Origin of the sequence: Terrisporobacter sp., from assembly GCF_017888745.1 — a bacterium.
Lineage (GTDB): Bacteria > Bacillota > Clostridia > Peptostreptococcales > Peptostreptococcaceae > Terrisporobacter.
Map to the genome: position 1 here is coordinate 1 of NZ_JAGHFM010000196.1, position 4,356 is coordinate 4,356.

General features: G+C 29.7%; 6 protein-coding genes. 5 read left to right on the plus strand and 1 reads right to left on the minus strand.

The genetic code is table 11. From position 1 onward, the window contains the following. Positions 1–134: 134 nt before the first annotated feature. The 3 genes from J7G74_RS09615 (at position 135) to J7G74_RS09625 (ending at position 3,540) form a co-directional block, all read left to right on the plus strand. Positions 135–1,583 carry a PTS transporter subunit EIIC gene (locus J7G74_RS09615; protein WP_297134632.1) on the plus strand — a complete coding sequence of 483 codons (1,449 nt, stop codon included), beginning with the start codon at positions 135–137 and terminating at the stop codon, positions 1,581–1,583. A gap of 910 nt (positions 1,584–2,493) precedes the next feature. After that, positions 2,494–2,700 carry a hypothetical protein gene (locus tag J7G74_RS09620; RefSeq protein ID WP_297134634.1) on the plus strand — a complete coding sequence of 69 codons (207 nt, stop codon included), beginning with the start codon at positions 2,494–2,496 and terminating at the stop codon, positions 2,698–2,700. A gap of 21 nt (positions 2,701–2,721) precedes the next feature. Then, the gene (locus J7G74_RS09625) at positions 2,722–3,540 is read left to right on the plus strand and encodes an alanine/glycine:cation symporter family protein (RefSeq protein ID WP_443081653.1); all 819 of its coding nucleotides are present in this window, start codon (positions 2,722–2,724) and stop codon (positions 3,538–3,540) included. Here the strand turns inward: J7G74_RS09625 and J7G74_RS16935 are convergent. After that, positions 3,531–3,758: a hypothetical protein gene (locus tag J7G74_RS16935; protein ID WP_443081651.1), complete on the minus strand. Its 228-nt coding sequence runs from the start codon at positions 3,756–3,758 to the stop codon at positions 3,531–3,533. The genes J7G74_RS09625 and J7G74_RS16935 overlap by 10 nt on opposite strands. Here J7G74_RS16935 and J7G74_RS16940 point away from each other — a divergent pair. Further along, a complete protein-coding gene (locus J7G74_RS16940) occupies positions 3,748–3,864 on the plus strand; it encodes an alanine:cation symporter family protein (protein WP_443081652.1) in 117 nt (38 codons plus the stop codon). The two genes, J7G74_RS16935 and J7G74_RS16940, sit on opposite strands and share 11 nt — an antisense overlap. A 184-nt stretch (positions 3,865–4,048) precedes the next feature. Continuing rightward, positions 4,049–4,356: hypothetical protein (locus J7G74_RS09630; protein WP_330616503.1), on the plus strand; the 308-nt coding region annotated here is incomplete at its 3' end.

Below are 4,356 nucleotides of genomic sequence, written 5' to 3' on the forward strand. Positions count from 1 at the left end.
ATAGTTACATCTAATACAACAATATCAAAAACGTTGGATAAATAATAAATTTTATAATAAATTTTATAATAAATTAAACTATGGTTCAATGATGAATTGTTCATTGGACCATAGATTAGAGAGGGGAATAGACTATGGATTTTAAACAAATAGCTCAAGAAGTTATTGACAATATTGGGGGAGGAGAAAACGTTAGCAGTGCGACTCACTGTATAACTAGATTACGTTTAATACTTAAAGACGACTCTTTATATAATAGAGAAGCCCTTGAAAATATAAAAGGAGCTAAGGGGGTAATTTTCAACAGTGGACAGTTACAAATTATATTTGGTACTGGTACTGTTGAAAAAGTATATGCAGAGTTTGCTAAATTAACAGGTGCTAAAGAAGTGTCTGTTTCAGAAATGAAGAGTGAAGGCGTTAGTAAACAAGGTAAATTGCAACAAGGGTTTAAAGTATTTTCAGATATATTTATACCAATAATACCAGCTTTTATCGGAGCTGCGATGATACTTGGTATAAGATCTCTCCTTACTACACAAGGTTTATTTGGAATGGCTGGGTCGTTAGCTGATAAAAGTGCAGCCGTTGCAGATTTAGTTAACTTTTTAGGAATAATAGCAACTACATTTGATTATTTACCTGTACTAGTAATGTATAGTGCAACGAAGCGTTTTGGTGGAAATCCTATATTAGGTCTTTTAGTTGGATTTGTTATGATACATCCAGGACTTGTAGATAGAAATCAATATGTATTAGGTACAGTAAAACCTGACTATTGGAATTTCCTTGGATTTGACATACCAGCTGTAGCATTCCAAGGTGGGGTCTTCCCAGCTGTTCTTACAGCATGGTTTTTATCTAAATTAGAAAAGGTTGCTAATAAGTATACACCACAAGTTTTAGCTTATATATTGGTTCCGACTATAACTATATTATTTGCCAACTTATCATTATTTATTATATTTGGACCTTTAGGAAATGCAATAGGTACAGGACTAGGAGCAGTTATAGATTTACTATATAATAAATGTGGAGCTTTTGGAGCATTTGTTTTTGCAGCGGCACTTCAACCATTAGTTGTTACAGGAACTCAACATGCTATACAAGGTATAGAAGCAGGTTTAATAGCAACTACAGGATTTAATTATATACAACCAATATGGTCAGTGTCTATAATTGCTCAAGGTGGAGGAGCTATCGGCATGTATTTTTTATATAAGAAAAAAACTAAAGATAGAGAAATAGCTATGTCAAGTTTTATTCCATCATTAGTTGGTATAACTGAGCCTGCCATATTTGCAGTTAACTTAAAATATTCAATAATACCTTTTGTTTGTTCTTTTATAGGGGCAGGATTTGGTGGGGCAATAATGAAAATATTTGATGTTAAAGCTATAGGACAAGGATTAACTGTACTTCCTGGGTTAACTATAGTTACACCTCAAACACTTATACCATATATAGTGGGGAACCTTGTAGCGTTTACTTTACCGATAATATTTTTATTTGTGTATGATAAGGTAAAAGGAGTACCTAAAGAATATAATGATGAGGGTAAAAAATTAAGTAAATCAGTATAGATAAATAATTTTAAGTATATATAGATAAAGCTATGTTCTATATAAGTTAAAGGCATAGCTTTATTTTAAAAGTATAAGGGAGATTTTATGGTGAAATTAAATGAAAATATAACAGAGCTTCAGCATAGAGGAATATCTACTTTAGTAATGGATGAAACTATAAGTTTTTATGAAAAGTTAGGGTTTAAAGTAATATAAAGAGAAAAGCTCGAAGATGGTGGAAAAGTTGCATTTATGGAGTTAAATAATTTAGTTATAGAAACATGGGAAAATAAAGATATTACAGGCAAAATATAATCAATCAATCATATAGCTTTAGATGTGTTCGATATAGAAGTTGCTTATGAGTAGTGTAAGCTAAAAGAATTAAAAATTTTAAATGAAAATATTGAATTTTTACATTTTTGGAGCAATGGTATAAAATATTTTACTGTTGAATGCCCTAATGAAGAGAAGTTGGAGTTCTGTTATAAATTATAATAATTTTGAAAAGAAAAATAAGAATCTATAATACATAGATTATAAATATTATCTCTTGTAAAGTATAATGTTATTTTTCTGAATCTTATGAAATATATCTATTATATTGAAATTATTGATAGAAGCATATACAATTTAAATATTAACATAATGTAGAATTCTTAACAGTATCATATTATCACTTCAAATAACAATTACTAATTAAAAATATAAACAAAATAACTTAGTTATAGTTTCAATAAGTCAATTCATCAAAGTAATCTATTAAGTTATAGCATATTAGTTCTTATGTTATCACAGAATTTTATATAAAAATATTATATTAAAACCTACAATAATATTTGAAAAATTCTTTGATATAAAATATAAATCATTCTGAGTACTTATACAAAAACTCAGACAACCTAGACTCAATAACAAGGGGGTCCTTATGGAGATAATATCAAAAGTTGTAGATGTAGTGAATGGTTTTTTATGGGATAAGAATATTTTATTATTTTTACTTGTAGGAACAGGCGTATGGTACACATTTCAGTTAAAATTTATTCAAATTAGAGGTTTTGGAGAAGGGTTTAGAAGAACTTTTGGAGGTATGTTCAAAAAAAGAGAAAGAGCTGATGAAACAGGAATGTCCTAATTTCAATCATTAGCCACAGCAATAGCAGCTCAAGTCGGTACTGGAAACTTAGCAGATGCAGCTACAGCAATAGCAGTTGGAGGACCTGGTGCAATATTTTGGATGTGGGTTAGTGCTTTTTTTGGAATGGCAACAATATATGCAGAGGCAACAATGGCTCAAAAATATAAACATATTGGTGAAGATAATTCAGTAACTGGTGGTCCAGTATATTATATAGTTGGAGCATTTAAAGGTAAATTTGGTAAAATTTTAGCATCCTTATTTGCAATATTTATTATACTAGCTTTAGGATTTATGGGAAATGCAGTTCAGTCAAACTCTATTGCTGATGCTTTTAATACAGCGTTTGGTATAAAGCCACTTATAACAGGTATAATATTAGCAGTGATAGCTTTTTGTGTATTCTTGGGAGGGATAAGTAGAATAACAAGAGTTACAGAGACCATTGTTCCTATTATGGCATTATTTTATATTATAGGAGCTTTAATTGTTATATTAGTCAATTACAAAAATATTCCACTAGCATTTCAAGAAATATTTGTAGGAGCATTTGCACCTCAATCCATAGCAGGAGGGGTAGTAGGAGCTACAATTCAAAAGGCTATGAGTAAAGGTGTGGCACGTGGTTTATTCTCAAATGAGGCTGGTATGGGATCTACACCTCATGCTCATGCTGTAGCAAAAGTTAACCATCCATCAGAACAAGGATTTGTTGCTATGATGGGAGTATTTATAGATACTTTTGTTATATTAAATTTAACAGCTTTAGTTATTATTACTACTCGTTCAGTAACTCCAGATGGATCTGTTATAGGTACTGCCCTTACTCAAGCATGATTTTCAGCAGTCTTTGGGAAATTTGGAGATATTTTTATATCTATTTGTATGTTCTTCTTTGCATTTTCCGCTATTATTGGATGGTATTTCTTTGGAGAGGCAAATATAAAATATCTATTTGGTTCAAAAGCTGTTAAGATATATGGAGTATTAGTATGAGTTTGTGTTTTACTTGGAACTCTTGGAGAGGTGTCTATCGTGTGGACAATGTCAGACATGTTTAATGGACTTATGGTTATTCCTAACTTAATTGCATTATTAGCTCTTACAGGAACAGTTAAAGCTGTTTATCATGATTATATTGAAAAAAATGGTGGAAAATAAAATCTAATAATAAAAAGAATAACACTGTAGTTTAAAATTAAATAGTTTATTATATAGTCCTCCTATCCAGATTAACGATATAGGAGGATTTTTTAGTAATAAATAATCAAAAGATGAAAATTATTTATATTTATTTATAATTATTGTTATATAATATACTCATCTTAACGAAGGGGGACGTCTTATGTTAGAAGATATTAAAAAAGAAATAAATCAAGTTAAAAATGAAGTAGCACAAAAAAATGTATTGGAAAACAGACTAAAAGAGTTAGATGAAGAACTTCATAAAAGTGAATTTGAGCTTAAAAATTTAAAGACACAATTGGAAAAAGAGTTAGACGATGTAGAAAAATTAAAGAAATTGTCTTTCGCAAGTATTGTGTCCTCATTAATGAGAAATAAAGAAGAAAAGCTTGAAAAAGAAGAAAAAGAATACTTAATGGCTAAGATTAAATATGACAACTACAATTCAAAAGTTAAATCATTAAGAGA